The organism is Paenibacillus sp. MT86 (assembly GCF_058792535.1).
In genome coordinates, this window is the sequence record NZ_CM179499.1 from 2,462,225 (window position 1) to 2,480,234 (window position 18,010).

An 18,010-nucleotide genomic window follows, 5' to 3' on the forward strand; every position below is an offset into this window, starting at 1 on the left:
CCCGTCGGGTAATGTTAAATATGAACGACCACCGATGAGGAGGGTTTATCATGGAGAAGAAAGTTGTTGGGGTATTTCGTTCGGAACAGGAGGCCGCTCAAGCCATAGAGCAGCTGCAGCGGCACGGAATTCCGAACGATGCCATTTCCATTATAGCGAAGGATAAACGCGAGGCGGACATGATAGCCGAGCAGACGGGAACGATGGCTCCCGAAGGAGTAGCTGCGGGTGCAGCAACAGGCGGCATACTTGGAGGCACGGCAGGATTGCTGGCTGGACTGGGAGCCCTCGCCATTCCCGGCATCGGCCCGATTCTTGCGGCCGGACCGATAGCAGCGACGCTTACGGGCGCAGCAGTCGGTGCGGGAGCCGGCGGGTTGGTCGGAGGTTTTATCGGCCTTGGCATCCCGGAAGATGAGGCGAAGGAATATGAGTCCTATGTCGAGCAGGGACGGATTCTCGTCCTGGTTGATGCCGATCAAGAGAATACCGGCATTTACGATATTTTCCGCGATTACGATTACAGAAACGAGGGGCGATACGGTGCGGTTGATCCAGACCGGGTCGACACATTGCCTCCTCGAGGAACTACGCTGCTGTAAAGGCGCTTGAACCGGTTCCGATTCGGAACCGGTTTTTTTTGTGGTCAGAAAGCAACACTTCCTCATTTGTGCCCTGGAGATATTCGTTTAGCCATGAGGTCGCTGCCCGCGGTAAGTCTTCCGTGAACGCACGCCGATAGAAGTTTTCAATATATACATAATCACACGGATGAATGCTAGGTATGGAGCCAGCCGTCATGCCCCAGTAAATAATTGGATTAGCCCGTCAAGGGAGAAGTCCCTTACAATGAGGTTGATTATACGAAGCCAGCATGAAGGGGGAGCAGTATGTCCAAACAAAGAATTCCGGAAATCGAGCGCCTCCGAGGAATGGCCTTCCTGGCTGTGGTTTTGCAGCACTCCATCGCGCATTATTCGGTAGCGCCGGGGATGACGGCAAACGATGGCTTGATGATGGGCTTCCTCCTGATGGCGACGAAATTCGCTGTGCCCGTCTTTATTTTTATTACCGGCATGGTGCTGTTTTATAATGATAAAGGCCGTTTACATTACGGCAGGTTCATCAAGAGACGATTCGGCGACATTTATGTTCCTTTTGCGGTATGGACCCTGATCACGTTATTAATCAATCATAAGTTTAATCCCGCATTGATCGGGGACTGGAAATATCTTGGGGAAGTATGGTTAACCGGAAAAGCCAGCTCGCATTTTTGGTATATTATTATGCTGTTCCAATTTTATTTGCTGTATCCACTCTTCAGATCCGCCATACTGGGAATCAAGGAACGATGCGGCATACGGACGCAGCTTACGATACTGGTTCTTTCCGGGCTGCTGTACGTGGGCTTAACGGGAGTTATCAACGATATCGGACACTGGATGGGAAGTTTGAGCATACCGGTGTGGAGCGAGCTGTTCACAACCTATGCGGATCGGAATGCACTTTATTATTTCTTCTATTTTGCGCTTGGGGCAGCAGCCGGCTTATATCATGCCTCTTGGATAAAATGGCTCAGGAAGGCCCGGCCGGCCATATGGCTGGTCTTTGCATTTACGTTCGGCTGGATGCTCATGCAGGCCGTGTATGAAATCCGTTCAGCGGAGGATGGAGCGATCACGTTCTATTCCTTGTCGCTGCTGCGGCCGATGATGGCGCTTTTCCTGATTAGCTCCATCATGGTCATGTACGATACGGCCGGCTGGATTACCCGGCATGCCGGAGCGCGGACGAATGCGCTCCTGACCTCCATTGGAGTCTATTCGTACGGAGCTTACCTGATGCATTTATTAACGCTCCGGATAAGCTATGCAGTCGATGAGTATCTGCTGATCGGCATGCCATCTCTGGTGAGGATCCTCTCTTCATGGATCATCAGCGTGGCGATAGCGTACGCCGCAACGCGCCTGCTTGCAAAGCTGCCGTTCGGAAAATGGCTCGTCGGCATCGCGGGTGCACGGAACCCTCGCTCTATTCGGCCATACGGCAAATCGCATCCATCCGCCGGGACAACCACCGGCATGTGAAAATAAAATGAAGCCCACCCTTTAGGGTGGGCTTTTTCGTGGGCTCGCGCCATCGTTCCTAAGACCCAAACGACCAAACGACCGAACCAACAACAGTTGAAAAACTAAACATTATACAATTGCAACATATGAAAAATTCACAATAGGAAAAACATGCGCTTCCTGCCTCATTCCCATGCGACCATCACCTGCCAACGTTTCAATCCACGGTTTCTTGGTTTAAAAAGAGAAGGATGCTTCCTATTGTGCAAACTGGGAAACTGTGGGTTATAATAAGGTATATTATGGGACAAGTAGCTCGTGAAGGAGGAGGCGTCCGAATGGCATTTATGATCGCGCAGCGCGCTTTTATCAAGGTATATCTTATTACCATGGTGGAGCAGCAGCGCGGATATGGATATCAGATGCTCGAAGAGCTTCGGCAGGAATTCAAGAGCCATGGATATTCGCCGCCGCAAAGCGAAATCTATCGTGCGCTGCATGAATTGGTGCAGGAGGGTGTTCTATACCGTACCAAACAGTTGAAAGGAAACGATCCGCGGGTCGATTTCCAGGAAATCGTACTTTATCATTTTACGGACGAAGGTGCCGAGAAGGCCAAACTCTATAAAAAACAGGTTAAGACCGATTTGGATCGATGCTTGGGGATCCTTCATAAAGCCGTAAACGACAATTACTAAATATCGATCCGGAATGCAGCCAAAGGAGGAATGACCTCGTGAGCAAGAAACTGCGCTTTGGGATTATGAGTACCGCTCGAATTGCAAGAAATTCAATGATACCCGGCATATTGAAATCGGAACGCTGTGAGGTTGGGGCCGTCGCAAGCCGCAATGCCGATAAAGCCAGGGAGCTCGCGGAACGATACCATATTAAAACATACTATGGTTCTTACGATGAGCTTCTGGCGGATCCCGACATTGATGCGGTGTATATTCCGTTGCCGAATCACCTGCATAAACCTTGGACCATCAAGGCCGCTGAGGCCGGAAAGCATATCCTGTGCGAGAAACCGGCAGCCCTGACGGAAACGGATGTCCGTGAGATGGCAGAGGCGGCCAAAGCACGCAACGTGCTGTTCGCCGAAGCCTTCATGTACCGCTACCATCCGAAGCACGCGCGCGTCCGCGAAATCATCGAAAGCGGCGAAATCGGCCAGCTTCGCGGAATACACGGGTCGTTCACCTTCAACAATGCGGAGGATAAAAGCAATGTCCGCTACAGCAAGGACATGGGCGGAGGTTCGATCTACGACGTGGGATGTTATCCCATCTCGGCGGCGAGAATGATATACGGACAGGAGCCTAAAGCCGTGACGGCCCACGCTTTTTTCTCCGAGGAGCATGACGGCGTGGACATGATGGTCCATGGCATGATGGAATTTGACAATGGACTGGGCCTGACATTTGACTGCGGCATGTGGACCTACTCCAGATGCTCGTTAGAGATTGCGGGAACCGACGGCAGGATCGAGCTGCCCTCCGCCTTCGGCTGGGAGAGAATGGAGGATATGGCCCAGATATTCGTTCATACGGCTAAGGGAACCCGCGAGGAGAAAGTGGGGATTTACAACCATTTTGCCCTGCAAGCGGACGCCATGGCTGCTGCCGTGATGGATGGCGCGCCATTGCCATACGGTCCGGAAGATGCCATCAGCAATATCAGAGCCATCGAAGCATGCCTTCAAGCTGCGAGATCTTCATCGCGGGTGGAAATTAAATAAAGCTGCGCTATCAAATAATAACGCTAGACTTAAATCGCCAACATGGCGATTTATTTTTTTTGCCTATTGCATTCCTCTTCAAAATCATTAAAATAAACTTAACGTTAAAAAATATTTAACGTAATCATAATTTTAACGAACAAAAAAGTTTAATGAAACCATTTCATAACGAAGAGGAGAAAGAAACATGCAAAATGCCGCCGTTTTGGAAAAACAAGGCTTTGGCCAACTGTTGAAAATCCGCCCGTACCTGATTTATTTATCTGCTCAAGCCATTACCCGATTAGGGGATTCCTTGGACTCCATCGCTTACAGCTGGATGGTTTATATGCTCACAGGCTCAGAGCTGTTAATGGGGACCTTGTTCGCTTTTAACTTTATGCCGGGATTGCTTTTCAGTTTGTTTACGGGAACCTTTGTAGACCGCTGGCCTAAGAAAAGAGTCCTCGCCTTAACCTACCTCAGCCGCGGCATCGTGGTGTCTCTGACGGCCTTTCTGTATGCGATCGGTTCTCTTCAAGTCTGGCATCTGTTTGTCTTCACGTTCCTGAATTCAACGCTCGAATGTTTCTCCAGACCCGCCGAAACCTCCATCGTTCCCCGGCTGCTCCCCAAGGAACAGCTGCTCGCGGGCAATTCTTTCTCCACATCCGTTAGCCGCAGCGCCGAATTAATCGGTCTGTCCATTGCCGGAGCCCTGATCGCCTTGATCGGAATCTCGGGAACGATCCTGATCGATGCCGTGACGTTTCTAATTGCCGCGGTTATTATTGCATTCATGCCGAATCCGGAAGCGGCCGAACAGGCCGAAGACAAGTCCGAATTCCCTGGACCGGTGCCTGAGAAGAACAGAACGGTGCTCGGCGACATCAAAGAGGCGCTTCTGTTTGTGAAGCAGCATTCGCTGCTTCTCATCACGACGGTTCTGGCGATGATCAATAATTTCTGCTTGGCACCGTTGAACGTGCTGCAGCCGGTCTACGTCAAGGAGACATTGGGTGCCGGAGCGGGAGGTCTGAGCGTAATGGGAACGGCGCTTCTGATCGGTATGATTTGCAGCGGGCTATGGATTGGTCGCTACGGCAAAAGTTTCAAAAAGAGCACCTTGATCATGTCAGGATCGATCATGCTCGGGATCGGATATTTTGCATTAGGGATTCCAGGACATCTCCCGGCGTGGCGCGTGGAGTCCGCGGCGGTCTGCATGTTCGTTGCCGGTTTTGCCGTCTCCATGCTGAATGCCCCGATCTCGACGTATCTGATGGAAGTAACGCCGCGGCATATGCTGGGCAGAATTGGCGCCCTGATGACGGTATTGTGCACGGCTGCAATTCCTGTCGGAAGCCTGATAACGGGAGTTGTGGCAGAGCATCAATCCCCTCCCGCGCTCTTCTCGTTGATGGGATTCGTCATGCTGGTGCCCGTGCTGTTCCTGATTCGAAAGAAGAGTTTCCGTGCCATCTGAACCCATCGCCGTTTTTGTAATTTCGACATTCTCGGCCTATAATGAAAAGGTGAAAAATTAACGTGAAGCTGAGGTGTACGGTGTGGAAACGAAGGAATTGACTACACTGGAAGAGATCAAAATATATTCAGATCCATATCGGCTCCAGATTTTGAATGTATTAAACAAGATGGATCGTCCGGCAACCGTAAAGGAGGTCGCGGACAAGATCGGGGATGTGCCTGCGAAGGTTCATTATCATATGAAGAAGCTGGAGCGGATCGGCCTGGTCAAGATCGTATCGACGAAAGAGATCAACGGAATTATCGCTAAATATTACGAGCCTTTTGTCGGTACGGTAAAGATCAAGCGTGGGGCGGATTCCGACGAGCCGGTCATCAAGGAATTGATTCGATCCGAAACGAACAAATTATTATCCGAGCTGTTCGACCAGAATCGAGACCGTTTCTTTAAAAATATGAGCCAGGATGGCGAAGCAACGTCCATGTTGACCAATACCACCTTGTATATGAGCGAAGATGAAGCGCGCGAGTTATTTGTTGAGCTGGATAAAATGCTGACCCCTTATAAAAAGAAGCGCGGGGAAGAATTTGACGAATACGAGTTTTTTGCTTCCAATGTTCGGAACCATAAAGAATCTTGATTACGCAAAAAAAGCTGGTACCCGAACGTAAGGTACCAGCTTTCCCTTCTAATTTGCCAAATCAATTCATACATTCTTCTTATAATCGTCTTGTCCTGGTTTAATGGACATGCCGGGCGATGTGGAGGTTCCGTAATCTTCCACGGCATCCCAGGCGCCGGCGTCATCAAATTTACCGTCGGCTGCTTGGCGGTTGACGCCGGCGCCTGATGGGGGCGGGGTCATGACATCCTCTTCAACCGGACGGTTGTCGTTGATGTCTTTTCGGGGAGTATGCTCGAGGCAATAGGCCGTATAAGGCAAAGCTTCCAGCCGCTCATACGGAATTTCCCGTCCGCATTCGGCGCAGGTTCCGTATTCGCCTTGGTCCATACGCTGCAGGGCAGCATCAATCTGCTCCAATTCACGCTCGAGCGTCTCCTGAATGGCCAAATCCCGACCGCGTTCGAAAACTTCGGTGCCTACGTCAGCGGGATGGTTGTCGGCAGCGCTCAGCTCTCCCGTGGAGTCTCGCAGGGAAAGATCCTTGTTGGTGTCTTCCCGGGACTCCAATTGATTTTCCAACCGTTCTTTATCACTGAGCAACCGTTGTCTTAGTTCACTGTATTGTTGTTTTGTCATGCTGGTCATAGGAATAGTCGCTCCTTTCTGGGTTATGTGCACAATAGAAACTTCTTATGTAAATTCAATACCCGAAATGGATTGGTAACAATCACATGAAGCATGGGAATGACGGCCTGCCGTTTTTGGAACATTCTCCAAAAAAGCCCCGGAGTGTTTTAATCACGGTGCTTAATATGATATAAACAATGATAGAGAGAAGGCTAGGAAGAAGGGCTGCACCAATATTTGGAGGTAAATCATTATGGATGAACACATGAAACGCCGATTGGATAAACAGAAAAAGCTTTTTCGTCAGCTAGGCATTCAACTGGACGCTTTGTCTATCCATGAAAAGAATTTTTCGAATAAACTGAGGGGTTACGATCAGGAGGAAGTGGATTCCTTTCTGGACGAAGTGATTCAAGATTATGAGCGGTTCTATGCCACCATCTCCGATCTGATGGATAAATGGCAGGAGCAGCAGATCACCATTCGCGATCTGAGGGCTGGCGTTAAGCCAGAAGCTGAGCGTCCGGCACTGAATCCCGAAGAGATCGAAGAGACGGTGGCGAAGCTGGAAGCCGACTTGCGGCTTCTGAAGAAGCAGATTCGCCCAGAACAAAGATTCTATATTGATTAATGCCATACGATGCGAGCGAAATCATTACATAAGAAGTGTCCCAGCAACAAGAACCACACGCGGCCGATCACCGGCTGCGTGTGGTTTTGTTGTTTAGGTGCCCGGTTTTGAGCCATGGCGGCCCCGGCAGGGGCTTCTCCGGAGTCTCGCTCTCGATCCTGTTTTGCAGCGGGACGGGCGTAAGGAGTGTCTTCGAGTAAAGCTGCTTGTTCGGGTCGTTACCTTCATAGGCATCTTCTTCGAAAAGCGAATATGGCCATAACGGTGCAAAATCGATTTGGTGCGGATGCCCGGTCCGATAGATCAAGAGCAGGATTGTCCCGGGGGATAGCGATGTAATCCAGTGACACCAACCGATCGGGGCATGTACCACCTGACCGGGTACGGCTTGAAACACGAGATTCCGGTGACTTGCGGGATCCACCAGGGAATAACTGATGTCTCCTTGAATGATGTAACACAATTCATCGGTATCCGGATGGCCGTGAGGCGGAAGCCCCTCACCGCGGCCGAGATGGATTTCCGACATGAACATGCCCTGCAGAAGGGGCAGCTCCAGGGACGACACGTTCGCTGCTCCTCGACCGGCAGTACGTTCAGCCTGTTTCCTGGAATGATATACATGCCTTGTCACCGCAGTGTCTCCGCAAACGCTGTGACGTTCCTCATATGAGCGGTCCTCCTTTTTTTAGCTGGAATATATTAAAAGTGTACAAGCACGTCCCCTAACAATATATGCCCAAACGTTTATAAATCTGACTGCCTACGACTAAAGAATCATTGAATGTCATGAAAACTGGTTTTGCTTGTAAACCATTTTCATAACAATTACTATGAGAATATGAGCAGACTTATACTGATCGATAACAAGGGAGGTTAGCCGTATGTCTAACAACCTGAAATTCAACATCCGCAGCAAGATTGTCATCGGCTATTTATTGATATTAATGTGTCTTGGAGCTTTTCTCTGGATTGTCTCCGACCGTATCTCTTCCCTGCAGCAAGAAGCGGATTTTATAGAGAAACATGATATCGAAGTACATAATCTCACGCATGAAATCGAGAAGAATATGCTGGAGATGGAAACCGGCCAGAGAGGGTACGTCATTACGGGCGATGAAACCTACCTGGAGCCGTTCAACCAAGCGCTGTCGTCCTGGCAGATCAATTATAACAAGCTGTACAAGCTTGTGAGCGATAACTCGGAGCAAGCCAATCATCTGGAAAATATTAAGGAGAATATCAAAGAGTGGATTACCAACGCCGGACAGCCTGCGGTTCAACTCATGCAGCTGGGACAGGATGAAGAGGCCCTTCATTTCTTTATTAACGATCCCGGAAAGCAAGCGATGAATTCCATTCATGAGCTGTTCCTCTCCTTTCGAAGCAAGGAACGTGAACTGACAACCAGCAGAATCGAAGAAATGAAGGAGAGCAATGCCCGTTTATTGTACACGATGTACCTGTTATGGGCCGGGGCGGCACTGATCACCATATGTGCGGCTTGGGTCATTTCGAAAAGCATCGTAAAGCCGATCAATCAAGTAACCAACGTCATCTCCGACATTGTCAAGGGAGGAAACCTCTCCCAGCGAATCCATGTGCATTCCAATGACGAGGTCGGCCAGTTGGCCGATACAACCAACGAACTGCTCGCACAGGTTGGCAGGCAGAACTGGGCCAAGGACCATGTTTCGGTCATGTCGACGATTCTTCAATCGTCCGATCGCGTGGAGACGGCCGTGCAATTTTTCATCCATAAGCTGGCTTTGATCATGAAGCTTCCGTACGGGGCGGTGTTTATTACCCGGTCAGGATCGGAACTGGTAAAGGCTGCTGCTTTTGCCGATCCGGACGGAGAGCCTTGGAACAAGGTCAGGGATCGCTTCCTGCCGGGCGAAGGTTTGGTGGGGCAGTGCATGCTGGAGCAGCGCATGATCATACTGGACGATATACCGCCCAACTATGTGCGGATCGAATCTGGACTCGGCGATGCCGAGCCTTCGACGCTGCTGCTGGCGCCCGTGATGTTCGAGGGACAAGTTCTCGGCGTGATCGAATTGGCCAAGTTCAAACCCTTCGATGAGCTGGAGATTCAGCTGATCGAACAGTTGAATTTTCAGCTTGGAGTGACCTTGAATTCGATTCAAAGCAAAATGGAAATCCAGCAGCTGTATCATGAATCACAAACGCTGAACGAGGAACTGCAGAGCCAGACCGAAGAGCTGCAAGCGCAGACCGAGGAGCTTCAAACGCACTCCGTCGAAATGCATCTGCTGAATGAACGATTGGGAGCCCAAAAGGAAGCGGCTTTAATCGCAGCCAGCGAATTGGAAAAATACACGAAGGAGCTGGAGAAGAGCTCTAAATATAAATCGCAGTTCCTGGCCAATATGTCCCATGAGCTGCGGACGCCGCTGAACAGCATGCTCATCCTCTCCCAGATTTTGGCGGAGAATAAGCAGGGGAATCTGACGGAGGAAGAACAGCATTACGCTACCGTCATTCATAATTCAGGCAGTGAATTGTTGAATTTGATCAATGATATCCTGGATCTGTCCAAGGTCGAGGCAGGTAAGATGCAGATCGAAATGGACTTGGTGAACTTAACGGAGCTGCCGGAGCTGATGGAAGGATACTTCTCCAAAAGCGCGGAATCCAAAAATCTGGAATTTGATATCGAGATGGCGGATGACCTGCCCGACATGATGTACAGCGATGGGATGCGCCTTCATCAAATCCTGCGCAACCTGCTCTCCAATGCGATTAAGTTTACGGAGAGCGGCAGCGTGAAGCTGAAGGTAAAGAAAATGAATTCGATTGTCACTTCGGATTTCATTATCAGCGGCGACGTCATTGCTTTTTTCGTTGAGGATACCGGCATCGGGATTGCGGCAGAGCATCTACAGCCGATCTTCGAAGCATTCCAGCAAGGCGAAGAAACCACCGCCAGAAAATTCGGAGGCACGGGTCTCGGCTTATCCATATCGCTGCATTTAGCCAAACTGCTTGGCGGGTATATAACCGTGGAGAGCGAAGTAGGAATCGGCAGCACCTTTATATTATATTTGCCGCTCGTCACGGAGAGCGGTGCAGTCGACAGCCTGTTTATGCTGCCCGAAGTGGCTGCCACGGCAAGCGACAACAGCTTGAGCGATATCCGGATGGAAGAGTACGAACAGGAGGAGCTTAGCCGGTTGGAGAACAAAACCGTATTGATCGTCGATGATGATATACGGAATGTGTACGCTTTGACCAATGCGCTGGAGAAACTCCAGTTGACCGTGCACACAGCCCAGAACGGTTTCGAGTGCTTGGAGCTGTTAAGCAAACATTCATCCATCGATGCGGTATTGCTGGATACGGTCATGCCTGAAATGGATGGCGTCGAAACGATGAAGCGGATTCGGGAGAACCCGGAGTGGAGCGATCTGCCACTGATCGTCATGAGCTCGAATGCGATGAGGGATTCGGATCAATACCTTGGAGAAGGTGCGAACGGCTATCTTCACAAGCCGCTCCAACTCCGCGAGGTCATCCTTACCCTTCAGAAATGGATAGGGTAATAAGCGATCAAGTCAAGTCCGGGATATGACGGCGCTAATGTGCTGTTCCTTGCAAGGGCATGTCGTAAGTTGACGAATGCAAGCGGGTTGTTTTATGATGGAATCATAGTAGAAACATAAAACGGCGTGTTACCTGAAGTAGGGCATGAGCCAAGAAGAGACATCTTTATTTAAGGGGGTCTTTTCTTGGCTTTTTCAATGTTCATGCGGTGGGAGTATTTCTCCGCATATGAATCCTATGGCGGAACACTGTTTAAACTTAAAGGAAAGGGGGAAGTTAATGAGCGGGATCGAGTTGTTTACAGTCGTTCGTGTTATTGGTAACAATGTCGTGATGGTTACTGGCGGTAAAAAAGAATCGGAATATGTCATCTTAGGCAAAGGCATTGGCTTCGGCGCAAAAATAGGCGGCACGATCGCTTCGGACGATAAGCGGATCGAAAAGCTGTTCAGGCTGGAGGATCGGGAGCAGTGGAGCCAAGCTCACCATCTGCTGGAAGAATTTGATCCGCAGGTGATGGAGATTACGGATCAGATACTGAATCTCATCGGACAGGAATTTCCGGGCACATTAAATGATAAGGTATACTTGGCGCTTCCAAGCCATATCCAGTTTACGATTTACAGAATCCGCAAAGGCATGGATATTATTAATCCTTTCCTTGAAGAAACCCGGATTAGCTTCCCAAAAGAATATGATATCGCAGCCAAGGCAGCGGAATTGATTGGCAAGACCTTCGGTATAGAGGTTCCTGAGGATGAGAGTGGCTTCTTGACCTACCATGTGTATTCGGCCGTCAGTCATGTACCCGTTGGCCATCTGGTCAAGGCATCGAACGTGGTGGGAAGCCTGGTGAGGTATATTGAAGAGGAGCGGCAGGTCGCCTTTGACCGGGGAAGCATGGATTATGTTCGTCTGCTCATGCATCTAAGGTTCTCGGTAGACCGCATGCTGAATCAGGAAATCCATGTGGATAATCCGTTCGCGGAACAGATCCGCTCCAAATTCACGCAGGAATACGAGTTGGCAACACGTCTCGCAGGCATGATGGAGAAAGAACTTGGCAAGAAAGTGCCCGAAGCGGAGGTCTGCTTTCTGGCTATGCATTTATACCGGCTCTTTACAGGCCGACTACAGCAAAAGAATCAACCCAGGGAGGAATCTTAACATGTTTGATCGTTGGAAAAAGAAAAAAACAGCTACTGTCATTCAACTCACAGCCCCATTGTCGGGTAAAGCCGTGCCTTTATCGCAAGTGCCCGATGAGGCATTTGCTGCCGGACACATGGGCCAAGGCATCGCCATCGAGCCTTCCGAGGGCAAATTAATCGCGCCTTTTGACGGGACCGTTGCGCATGTCATCAAGTCCAAGCATGCCGTCATGCTCGAGGATCCCGCAACCGGCCTGCAGTATTTGTTCCATATCGGGATTAACACGGTCGGTTTGAAGGGTGAAGGCTTTACAAGCCATGTTCAAGCCGGTGACCAGGTGAAGTCGGGCCAGACGCTCATCGAATTCGAGATGGCTGCGATCCGGGCCGCCGGTTATCCGACGATTACGCCGATTATCGTAACCAATGCGGATGAAGTGGCTTCCAAGGTGGACGGTCAGACCGGTGACGTCGTGTCCGGCCAAAATCCTGTTTTGACCATCGAATTGAAATAGTTTTCATTCGATAAGGAAATAAATATTGGTTATTGACAAAACGGGAAGACGTGAATTAAGATAACAACATCAAATGAATACGTTTAAGGCGTGTTACCATAAACATGGGCATGAGCCAAGAAGAAACGGACTATTTAATGCATAGTCGCCGTTCTTCTTGGCTTTTTTTGTTGACTTCGAATGATGATGGTATCCATGCCGCCTTAAAATGATGAATACAAGAGCCCGCAAGGAGGAGGATTTTCTGAGGTATTTCTGTTCCGGAGTGAATGGGAAGAAGTGGTTATTATATCGACGCATTATGTAAACGGTTTCAGCAAAAGCTAAATTATTGAAGTTGAAAGGATGATTGACATGCTGGCTAAATTGCAAAAGCTGGGTAAGTCCCTTATGCTGCCGGTGGCCACATTGCCTGCGGCAGGTATCTTGCAGGGGCTTGGATTGATCGACTATCAAAAAGACATACCATTGGGAGCTCTCGGAGCTTTTTTGAATCAATATGTAACTCCGTTCATGACTTCAGGCGCCCTTGCCATTCTGGATAATCTGCCGATTATTTTTGCGATCGGCGTTGCGATCGGATTCGCCGGGGATGCCGTTGCGGGTCTCTCCGCTCTTATCGGGTACATGGTGCTTACAAGAGTGCTGGCGCAAGTGCCGCTGCAAATGCCGTTTATACCGGATGACGTAAAGCTGAATATGGGCGTTCTTGGCGGTTTCTTTGTCGGTCTATGGTCCGCCTACCTGTATAATAAATTCCACAACATTAAGATGCCGGATTGGTTGGGCTTCTTTGCGGGTAAACGCTTCGTACCGATCATCACGGCGGCCTCCACGATGGTGCTGGCAGTGCTAATCGGCATGATTTGGAGTCCGATCCAGGATGGCATTTCCGCCTTCGGCAACTGGGTTGTCGGTCTGGGAGGCATCGGTTCGTTCATTTTCGGTACGGCTAACCGCTTGCTGATCCCTCTGGGTCTGCATCACGTATTAAACTCCATCGCCTGGTTCCAGATCGGCGATTACACGAATGCCGCGGGCGAAGTCGTTCACGGCGACCTGTGGCGTTTCTTTGCGGGAGACCCGACGGCAGGCATGTTCATGTCCGGTTTCTTCCCGATCATGATGTTTGCGATGCCGGCTGCGGCGCTGGCCTTTATGCATACCGCCAAGCCGTCCAAACGCAAGCTCGTCGGCTCCATCTTTATCGGTTCGGCAGTGGCGTCGTTCCTGACGGGGATCACCGAACCGCTTGAATTCGCGTTCATGTTCATTGCTCCGGTACTGTATGTAGTTCATGCGATTTTGACAGGTCTTTCCGGATTGATCATGTATGTCCTGGATGTGCATTTGGGCTTCTCGTTCTCGGCGGGCCTGATCGACTACCTGGTGAATCTGAAGCTGTCTACCAATGCTTGGCTGCTTCTGCCGGTCGGCTTGGCTTTCGGAGTCGTTTACTATCTGCTGTTCAGAATCCTCATTGTCAAACTGAACTTGAAAACGCCTGGACGCGAGGAAGACGACGACATGGATACGGTTTCTGACGATGGCGATACAGCTGCCCCGGCTCTATCCGGCGCGGCATCCAATGAGTCCAAAGCGGCCAAGGTTTTGCAAAACATCGGCGGTGCGGATAATATTACCAGCATCGATGCTTGTATCACGCGTCTGCGCCTCGTCGTTAAAGACGAGAAGGCCGTTAAGGATTCGGAGTTGAAAAAATTAGGCGCATCCGGTGTCATGCGTCTGGGTCAAGGCGCGGTTCAGGTCGTATTCGGACCGCAGGCGGAATCCATTAAAGACGAAATCAAAAAAATGATGTAAATGTGGCGGCAGCTGCTGCTAACGAGAGAAACCCTGTGCTATTCCAAGCACAGGGTTTCTTTTTTTTGCACAGGTTCATTATCGGTTCAGGCTTTTACGTTGTCCCCAATACCGGATGTTGACATTGATATCAAGCTCAAGCGGCGTTTCGTCGTAGATTTCCTTTTTCTGTTCCGCTAATTTCTTCCAAAGCTTGGGGTCTGTTCGGTACAATTGGAGACATAGTTCATAAGGATCCGCGTGGATCAATGCTGCTTTATGAAAGGTGTTCTGCAATTCCTTACGCAGGGTATCTTCCGTTAATCGCTTCATTTCCTTAATCCCCACCTGCTTGTATATATTCTGTACCGTGCCAATGACGTTCAGCTTGATTCGATACGAAGCATCGTTTGGCTTCCGGATGACTTCGATGGTAGATTGGGGCTTCTCCAGCCGAATGCTCCCGACTGCTTCACCGTCCGCCCGAACGACGACGGCAGCGTGAGTATTATTCGATGCTAACCATCGGGTCCCCAGCAGATCGGATCGTGGGAGCCAGCCCATCAATTCTTTGTTCTTGATCAGAAATCCGCCGTTCACTTCCAATATCGGATGCTGCTTCAGATTTTCCGACCAGTTCTGCGTCGAAATATGAAGGGAGGGAAGTAGAACGGTTGCAGCTTTTTCCCGATAGAGACGAATAAAGTTCACGAATTGGATCGGACGTATAAACGAGAATTGGACATAGCTTTCCCTGGGTTCATGAAGCAGCGAGTGCAGGGGGGAGAGCTGAAAGAACGGCGACACCGTAAAGAGATCCTCCATCTTATCCTTGGTCCCGTATATCCATTTCGTATACCGGATTTCCTGCGAGCGGTTGGTCAGGTCGAATACTTGAGACAACTGCTTAGGTTTTAACACGGCTTCCGTAAGCACCAAAGCCGTCACATGACCCCAGGAGACCCGCTGCTGACTCGACGTGTACAGATCAACGAGGGCTTCAGTCAACGTGGTGCCGGTTCCACGGCCAACCCAGATAGGCGCTTTCTCCGTCTGTTTGTTGGATTCTTGTTTGGCAATCGTGGCAAAGTCAAGCATCTGCACGTATATGATATATTTCTCGTCCTTGTAATCCACGCCCAAAGCCGTGATATAGTTGATATCCTGGACTTCATTGTTGTCCCAGCAGCCTGAGAGCAGCAGAGATGTCAGGCATACGAGTATCCATACCCGCTTCATAACGCGCCGCCCTTTTTCCGTTTCCCCGGAAATCGCAAGAGATTGCCCAGGATTTTAGATATGGAGAAGGGCGAGAAAGGGGCAAGGTACGGCTGCCCGAACGGATTATGGTTGGCTGCATATTGAACGATCATGAAGACCGATATGAAGAAACCGAATAACCCGAACATCGAGGACAGGGTAAGGACAAAGAAACGCAAGATCGTTTGGCTGACAACAAAATCCTGATTGGAGTGGGTAGACCCCGCCACAAAGGATAGGGCGCCGATGACGGTCATCGTCGGCGAGAAAAAACCGCCCCGAATAGCTGCGTCGCCGATAATGATACCGGAAACCACCGTAATGGTCGACGCGATCGGAGAAGGCATCTGCATGCCGGCCTCCCGCAGCAGAGTGAGGAGAAACAGGATAATCAGCATCTCAAACCCGGTCGGGATCGGAAGGCCGAGCCTGGTATTCGCAACCGTTGCCAGCAGCGGAAAAGGGATTTGATCCTGGTGAAAGGCTAATAGCGTTATATAGAAGCCGGGAAGGAAAATGGAAATCAGGAACCCGAACATTCTCAGAATTCTCCAGGGCATCACGAAATAGAACGGCATTTGGGGGTCTTCGGCAGCGAACAGCAGCTGCATGAAGCTCGCAGGCGCGATCAATAGGACGGGACTTCCCTGCATAATAATGACCAAACGGCCGCGGGTCAGAGAGTCGTATGCCAGGTCCGTCCGCCCCGTGTAGTCAAACATGGGAAGCACGCTGTACCTGTACGGAGTCAGATGCTCCGCAAGCTCGCCGATCCCTACGGGAGGATCCCCGGCGTAATGGTTTAGCTTGTCCACGATGGCCGTGACGGTCTCCGGTATGACCTTGTCCTTTAAATACATGATGCCGACGGTGGTTTTGCTTTTGTCTCCAAGCTTAAAGGAGGAATAGACAAGTCCCGGTGATTTCAGCCTTTTGCGGATAAGTGCTACATTGATATCCAATTCCTCGACAAACCCGTCGCGGGGTCCTTTGACCGAGGTTTCCGTGGCGCTTTCTTCCGGCGTTCGGCCGATGGTTTTGCCGGCGCTGTACGAATACAGCTTATCGTCCTTGGGAAAATACAGGGCAACGTAGCCGGAATAAACAATGTCATCGACGGACTCCAAATCGGCATCGGCGACATCCAGCGTAAGATAATATTCAAGGCTGGTCGGGTCAAACGGATGCTTTTGCGAAACGGAAGTATTCCATTCCTTGCTGATGACAGGCAAAAAGACCTCGGACAACACTTTCGAATCGCACATCATCGGGCTGTAAACCATAATCGCCCAAGGCTCTTCATCCATTCCCGGGTAGGACGTTATATAGACGTCATCGGAATCGGCATAACGATCGCGCAATTGCTGTTCGGTCATGTTCATTGCGGCGTTTCTCCTTTCGTGGAACTGGCATCCTGCGGCTCCTGCTGATTCGGTTTGCGGATCAGGAAGAATAACAGGAGGCTTAGGATGGTGATATAAACGGCGGATGCGGGCAAGAAATAGTCGGCCATGGCATAATACATTTTCAAATTGCTGATCGGTGAGGCGCACAGTATGATGAGCAGCGTGGTGACGGCTAATACGCCAACGCTCTGTCTGGACTTGGGAAGAAGGGTTTCGCAGAGCAAAAAAATCGAAATGGAAATGGAGATATAAGCTCCGCTAAGCCACTGGAAGATGGATAAAAAATCGACGTGTTCCACGAATTTGCCCAGCTTCACGAGACGCCATTGCTCATAGGCGGGGTACCGCTGAAGCTTCATTTCTTCCGGACCAAATTCGGCAATGCCGCCGATCGTGGGTCCAAACGTGAGGAAGATGAGAACCAGATGGATGAGCAGGATCGTAAGAAAACCGGGTTTTTTCTGCAGGTGAGGTCGCAGAAACAAGATCAGGATAAATTGGGACAGCCCTCCGAGCATGATAGGAACTCCGCTGAGAACCGGCATGAAGCCGTCCTCAAGGACAGGCAGCAAGTAACTGTAATTTTTCACTTTCAGATTGGACACGGATACGAATATGCCCAGCAAGACGACGCAAGGCAGCAAGATGCCGGCGGCAACGCCGATGGTTTTGATCCCGTGGTTAATGCTGATAAGGCATAGCATCATGAGCACGAATGCGGTGGCAACGACAGGGGTTTGGATCATGTAGGTCGATTTCGTCCAATCGATGACTTCCTTCAAGGTATAGAAGGCAAAAGCGAAGAAATACAAGCCGGACATGCCCATCGCAACGATGCGAACCGCCCTGCCGCTGCTTTCGTCCAACGCTTGCTTGATCGAACGGGAGCCGACTTTTTTGATGATTCCATAAATAAGCAGAATCCAGGGCATGAATAACACGGCCGACACGAGAATGGTGATCCAAGCATCCCGTCCGGACTTCTCCAGAAGCACAGGGATGATCATGACATGATTGGTCAAACCTGCCGTGAGCATCATAATCATAAACGCCTGATTCGTTGGAATACCGCGAGCTAATGACATGTGTGTGTGATCCCCCAATTCTGCTTTCTTCCGTTTATACTTCTCGGGGAACAGCCAAAATA

At 50.2% G+C, this 18,010-nt stretch carries 16 protein-coding genes; 11 read left to right on the plus strand and 5 right to left on the minus strand.

The annotated features are described in order from the left end of the window. Window positions 1–50: 50 nt before the first annotated feature. From AC3RCL_RS10800 to AC3RCL_RS10825, 6 genes are all read left to right on the plus strand, one after another. Window positions 51–602 (plus strand): general stress protein, encoded by a 552-nt coding sequence (locus tag AC3RCL_RS10800; RefSeq protein WP_096774448.1) that lies wholly within the window; start codon window positions 51–53, stop codon window positions 600–602. A gap of 288 nt (window positions 603–890) precedes the next feature. Continuing rightward, on the plus strand, window positions 891–2,087 hold the full coding sequence (locus AC3RCL_RS10805; protein WP_492535354.1) for an acyltransferase: 1,197 nt from the start codon (window positions 891–893) through the stop codon (window positions 2,085–2,087). Between the two features lie 320 nt (window positions 2,088–2,407). Further along, the gene (locus AC3RCL_RS10810) at window positions 2,408–2,767 is read left to right on the plus strand and encodes a replication termination protein (protein WP_009590710.1); all 360 of its coding nucleotides are present in this window, start codon (window positions 2,408–2,410) and stop codon (window positions 2,765–2,767) included. A gap of 38 nt (window positions 2,768–2,805) precedes the next feature. Then, window positions 2,806–3,810 (plus strand): Gfo/Idh/MocA family protein, encoded by a 1,005-nt coding sequence (locus AC3RCL_RS10815; RefSeq protein WP_096774446.1) that lies wholly within the window; start codon window positions 2,806–2,808, stop codon window positions 3,808–3,810. Window positions 3,811–3,997: 187 nt separating this feature from the next. Then, complete coding sequence (locus AC3RCL_RS10820) at window positions 3,998–5,275, plus strand: MFS transporter (protein ID WP_492535355.1); 1,278 nt, start codon at window positions 3,998–4,000, stop codon at window positions 5,273–5,275. Between the two features lie 82 nt (window positions 5,276–5,357). After that, window positions 5,358–5,918 (plus strand): winged helix-turn-helix domain-containing protein, encoded by a 561-nt coding sequence (locus tag AC3RCL_RS10825; RefSeq protein WP_096774444.1) that lies wholly within the window; start codon window positions 5,358–5,360, stop codon window positions 5,916–5,918. 66 nt (window positions 5,919–5,984) lie between these two features. Here the strand turns inward: AC3RCL_RS10825 and AC3RCL_RS10830 are convergent, their stop codons facing one another. Then, window positions 5,985–6,548, minus strand: a complete 564-nt coding sequence (locus AC3RCL_RS10830; RefSeq protein ID WP_015736229.1) for a TraR/DksA C4-type zinc finger protein — start codon at window positions 6,546–6,548, stop codon at window positions 5,985–5,987. Window positions 6,549–6,783: 235 nt separating this feature from the next. On the opposite strand from AC3RCL_RS10830, the gene AC3RCL_RS10835 reads away from it, so the two are divergent. After that, complete coding sequence (locus AC3RCL_RS10835; protein WP_009590687.1) at window positions 6,784–7,161, plus strand: DivIVA domain-containing protein; 378 nt, start codon at window positions 6,784–6,786, stop codon at window positions 7,159–7,161. Window positions 7,162–7,228: 67 nt separating this feature from the next. Here the strand turns inward: AC3RCL_RS10835 and AC3RCL_RS10840 are convergent, their stop codons facing one another. Further along, window positions 7,229–7,795 carry a cupin domain-containing protein gene (locus AC3RCL_RS10840; RefSeq protein ID WP_452515939.1) on the minus strand — a complete coding sequence of 189 codons (567 nt, stop codon included), beginning with the start codon at window positions 7,793–7,795 and terminating at the stop codon, window positions 7,229–7,231. A gap of 250 nt (window positions 7,796–8,045) precedes the next feature. Here AC3RCL_RS10840 and AC3RCL_RS10845 point away from each other — a divergent pair, with 250 nt between their 5' ends. The 4 genes from AC3RCL_RS10845 to nagE all read left to right on the plus strand — a co-directional run bounded on the left by AC3RCL_RS10845 (window position 8,046) and on the right by nagE (window position 14,218). After that, window positions 8,046–10,727 carry a CHASE3 domain-containing protein gene (locus AC3RCL_RS10845; protein ID WP_492535356.1) on the plus strand — a complete coding sequence of 894 codons (2,682 nt, stop codon included), beginning with the start codon at window positions 8,046–8,048 and terminating at the stop codon, window positions 10,725–10,727. A gap of 280 nt (window positions 10,728–11,007) precedes the next feature. Continuing rightward, window positions 11,008–11,895 (plus strand): PRD domain-containing protein, encoded by an 888-nt coding sequence (locus AC3RCL_RS10850; RefSeq protein ID WP_492535357.1) that lies wholly within the window; start codon window positions 11,008–11,010, stop codon window positions 11,893–11,895. A gap of 1 nt (window position 11,896) precedes the next feature. Next, on the plus strand, window positions 11,897–12,394 hold the full coding sequence (locus AC3RCL_RS10855; RefSeq protein ID WP_492535358.1) for a PTS sugar transporter subunit IIA: 498 nt from the start codon (window positions 11,897–11,899) through the stop codon (window positions 12,392–12,394). A 354-nt stretch (window positions 12,395–12,748) separates the two neighbouring features. Further along, complete coding sequence (gene nagE, locus AC3RCL_RS10860; protein WP_492535359.1) at window positions 12,749–14,218, plus strand: N-acetylglucosamine-specific PTS transporter subunit IIBC; 1,470 nt, start codon at window positions 12,749–12,751, stop codon at window positions 14,216–14,218. Window positions 14,219–14,296: 78 nt separating this feature from the next. Here the strand turns inward: nagE and AC3RCL_RS10865 are convergent, their stop codons facing one another. From AC3RCL_RS10865 to AC3RCL_RS10875, 3 genes are read right to left on the minus strand one after another with little or no spacing between them, the layout of a single operon-like run. Further along, a complete protein-coding gene (locus tag AC3RCL_RS10865; protein WP_492535360.1) occupies window positions 14,297–15,436 on the minus strand; it encodes a Ger(x)C family spore germination protein in 1,140 nt (379 codons plus the stop codon). Next, window positions 15,433–16,839 carry a spore germination protein gene (locus tag AC3RCL_RS10870; RefSeq protein ID WP_277746345.1) on the minus strand — a complete coding sequence of 469 codons (1,407 nt, stop codon included), beginning with the start codon at window positions 16,837–16,839 and terminating at the stop codon, window positions 15,433–15,435. The genes AC3RCL_RS10865 and AC3RCL_RS10870 overlap by 4 nt, the downstream gene beginning before the upstream one ends. Next, entirely contained in the window at window positions 16,836–17,948 is a 1,113-nt protein-coding gene (locus AC3RCL_RS10875) for a GerAB/ArcD/ProY family transporter (protein ID WP_192571333.1), read from the minus strand. Before AC3RCL_RS10875 ends, AC3RCL_RS10870 begins: the two co-directional genes overlap by 4 nt. Window positions 17,949–18,010: the final 62 nt, after the last annotated feature.